This window comes from Actinomycetospora sp., assembly GCF_055612215.1.
Genome location: NZ_JBVPVA010000287.1, coordinates 1 through 3,526, shown reverse-complemented (window position 1 = coordinate 3,526; position 3,526 = coordinate 1). Strand labels below are relative to the sequence as shown.

Annotated in this window: 4 protein-coding genes and 1 pseudogene; 3 read left to right on the top strand and 2 right to left on the bottom strand. The window is 74.7% G+C overall.

From position 1 onward, the window contains the following. Positions 1 to 306: pseudogene (locus AC0CYZ_RS07960) on the top strand (Dyp-type peroxidase); the annotation flags it as partial. 28 nt (positions 307 to 334) lie between these two features. Further along, positions 335 to 892, top strand: a complete 558-nt coding sequence (locus AC0CYZ_RS07955; RefSeq protein ID WP_472214030.1) for a hypothetical protein — start codon at positions 335 to 337, stop codon at positions 890 to 892. Positions 893 to 895: 3 nt separating this feature from the next. Here AC0CYZ_RS07955 and AC0CYZ_RS07950 read toward each other — a convergent pair whose 3' ends face one another. Continuing rightward, entirely contained in the window at positions 896 to 1,750 is an 855-nt protein-coding gene (locus tag AC0CYZ_RS07950; protein ID WP_472214029.1) for an esterase/lipase family protein, read from the bottom strand. 49 nt (positions 1,751 to 1,799) lie between these two features. On the opposite strand from AC0CYZ_RS07950, the gene AC0CYZ_RS07945 reads away from it, so the two are divergent. Next, complete coding sequence (locus AC0CYZ_RS07945; protein ID WP_472214027.1) at positions 1,800 to 2,675, top strand: SCO6745 family protein; 876 nt, start codon at positions 1,800 to 1,802, stop codon at positions 2,673 to 2,675. A gap of 632 nt (positions 2,676 to 3,307) precedes the next feature. Here the strand turns inward: AC0CYZ_RS07945 and AC0CYZ_RS07940 are convergent. Continuing rightward, a partial coding sequence (locus AC0CYZ_RS07940; protein ID WP_472214025.1) for a hypothetical protein occupies positions 3,308 to 3,526 on the bottom strand: 219 nt, incomplete at its 5' end.

Here is a 3,526-nt window from a genome sequence, read left to right as displayed (position 1 = left end):
CGGACGAAGCCCGACAGCGTCGAGCTGGACCCGAAGCCCGACGACGCCCACGCGGCCCGCACGGACCAGGACACCTACGGCCACATCTTCCGGCGGAACACCGCGTGGGGGGAGACGGCCTGGCACGGCACGATGTTCGTCGGGTTCTGCGCCGAGCAGGGCCCACTGGCCGCGATGCTCGACGCGATGGCGGGGATCGACGGGCCGCGCGACGCCCTCACCCGCTACACCCGGGCCCTCACCGGCGCCTACTACGTCGTCCCGGCCGCGGACGCGCTGGCGCAGCTGGCGCCATCGGCAGGCTGAGCGTCGCGCCCCACGCCATACTCCCGCCGTGGAGACCGGAGGACCACCGCCGCGTCCGGCGCTGATCGGCGCAGGGATCGCCGGGTTCTTCGGCGGGCTGTGGGCGATCTGGGGCGCGGGCGGGCTGAGCGGCCCTGCGCGGGTGGCGGTGGTCGTGGTCGGTGTCGTCCTGGGGCTCGCGGTGGCGGTGGCGGCCCTCGTGCTCGCCTCCCGGGCACGGCCCGAGCCCGGGGGCCGCAGGTCGATGTTCACGAGCCGGGCCTACCGGGTGATCGTCGTCGTGGAGGTCGTCGCGATCGTCGGCGGAAACGTCCTGCTCGGCCGGGCCGGGCTCGGGGCCTTCGTGATCGCATGGACGGCGCTCGTGGTCGGCGTGCACTTCCTCGCGTTCGGCCGCGCCTTCGATCGGGACTTCACCGTCATCGGCGCGCTGATGGTGGCCGGCGCCGCGGCGGGTGCGGTGGTCGGCCTCGTCGGGAGCGGCGACGACGCGGTGCTGCTGGTCACCGGACTCTGGAGCGCGCTCGTGCTGCTCGGGGCGGCGGCGCGGACGGTGCTGGGGGCGCTCCGCCGCCGGGTGTCGTGAGCGCTAGGAGGTCCCGACGAGCACCGGGCGCCCGACCCCCTCGGCCTGCAGCCGCGAGCAGTCCCCGGGCACGGGCACGGGGAGCGGCTTCGTGCCCAGCGCGCGCAGCACGAGCCCCATCGCCAGGCCCGCCGTCGGGAGCTGCCCGTGGCTGATCAGGATGCCGCCGCAGACCGACTGCAGGCGGATCGAGCGGACGCCCGGCAGGGCCGCGGAGTCCGGCGGGGTGACCGTCTCGTCCTGGTCGGTCCACAGCGAGAGCCACGGAATGTCCGGGCGCGCCCCCGCACCGAGGCGGGCGAGCAGGGAGCTGCCGGGCGCGAGCTCCTGGCAGGCCCGCGGGCACGCGCCGGGGACGAGCGCCCCGCCGGCCGCGGCGATGTCGGCGCCCTGCAGCGGCGAGCCCAGGGTGACCAGGCGGCGGACCGCGGGGGCGGTCGTCCCGGTCTGCAGGTACAACCACGACGCGACCCCGCCCGCGGAGTACCCGACGAGGTCGACGCTGCGGGTGTCGTCGTGGCGGATCAGGTCGCGGACGGTGTGGTCGATCGCCGCGGCCTGGCCGGAGAAGTCGCCGGTGCCGCCGTCGGGGAGCTCCACGACGACCGCGGGGCGCCCGACCACCCGCAGCCGCACCGCGAGCGCCTGCAGCGACGCGGTGCTGCCTCCGAACCCGGGGACGAGCACCACCGGGCCCAGCGCCAGCGGGTCGGCCTTCGGCGGGACGGCGTACTCCCGGCCCACCGACACCGCCACCGACGCGGCGAGCGCGAGCACGACGGCCGTCACCACCAGCACGAACAACCGGCGTCGGGGAGCGAGCCCGCCGAGCGGGGCGCGGTCGGGCCAGCGGGTCACGGCTCCAGTGTGCCCGCGGCGCGCTCGGGAAGGCGTTAGCGTGCGCGCCGTGGAGCCCGCCGACGTCACCCGTCTCGCCCGCCGTCTCGAACCCCTGCACTCGATGATCTACTTCGCGCCCGAGGTGGGGTCCGAGCTCGGCGAGCTCGGGATCAGCCATCCCCGCGCCCAGTATTTCGCGCAGCGCTCGGCGGCGATGGGCGCGGTCGGGCCCGGGGTGGTGGCGGCGACCTACTACAACTTCAACCCCGCCCTCATCGCCCGCTTCGTGCCCGGCATCTGGGCGACCGCGGCGCCGGCCGACGTGCTCAACGCCCGGCTCCGGGCCGCCGACGGCGCCCTGCGGCGGCTGCTCGGCGACGCGGTGTCCTCGCGGGAGTGCGAGCGGGCGTCGATCCTCGCGCGCCGCGCCACGGAGGCGTGCCGCCCCGAGGACCGGGCGCTCTACGCCGCCCACGCCGATCTGCCCTGGCCCGACGAGCAGCCGCACCTGGTGCTCTGGCACGCGGTCACCCTGCTGCGGGAGCACCGCGGCGACGGCCACCTGCACGCCCTGCTCGGGGCCGGGCTGTCCGGACTCGAGGCGCTGGTCATGCACACCGCGACCGGGAGGGGCTTCGTCGTCGAAGTGGCCCAGAAGACCCGGGGCTGGTCGCCCGAGCAGTGGGGCGAGGCGGCGGCCGGGCTGCGCGAGCGCGGCCTGCTGACCCCCGAGGGCGGGCTGACCGACGCCGGCGCGGCGTTCCGCGACGCCGTCGAGGCCGAGACCACCCGCCTCTCGACCGCGCCCTACGCCGTGCTGGGCGAGGACGCCGCCGAGCTCGCGGAGCTGGCCGGGGGCCTCACTCGCACGATCCTCGCGGCCGGGGCGTTCCCGGACGGCGTGTTCGCCGCGGGGGCGGACCGCTCGTCCTCGGCCCGCTGAGGACGTCGGGAAAGTTTCGTTGCGGACAGTGGACGTCCAAGAGCCGGCCTCGATCTCCGACCGCACGGGACGGGGCCTGCGATCGAGGAGGTCACCGAGGCGTCTCGACCCGTCGGAAACACCACCGGAGATCCGGGTCCTCGGGACCCGGAACTCGCGCATGCGTCACGCTCGGCTGCGCCGCAGCGAGGGAGTCACGGCCCGTCGAGCGAATCGTCCGACGTGCAGCGACTCGTCAATCCTGCGAGATGAGGCCCGCCGCCGAGGCGTCCGCAGCGCTCTCGCTCACTGTGGGACGGGCTCGCCTGCGGCCTGGAGCACCTGGCGGGCGACGGCGGCTCGATAAGGATTTGTTCGCGATGTCCGAGCGCTTGTTGTAGGTCCGGCATCGAAGGACGCGACCGCCCATCGTCAGGCCACGATTGTTTCGAACAGGGGTAGAGGTTGCGTCATCCGCCGAATGGGCGTTTCCGGTTCATGCCCTCGTGTCGGCCTCGCGACCGTCTTCGTTCCTCGGAGCGACGAACATCCGGTCGTCGGGCTCGCCTCGCGCCGCCGAGGGAGTCACTGCACGTCGAACGGATCTCCGAACGGCCGTGCAGTGACTCCTTGATCATGAAACCCCGCGGCCGTCACGGCAGAGGCTGCGCCTCGTCGGCGGACCCCACCTCCCCGTGCGACCCCGCCCGCTTCGCGAGCCAGATGCCGCCGCCGATCACGAGCGCACCCGCGATCAGCCAGCCCAGCGCTCCGAGCAGGAAGTGCACGAGCGGGATGACGACCCCGCCCAGCAGCACGAGCGCACCGATACCGACCAGGACCCATACCACGATCTTCATGACGTCGAGCGT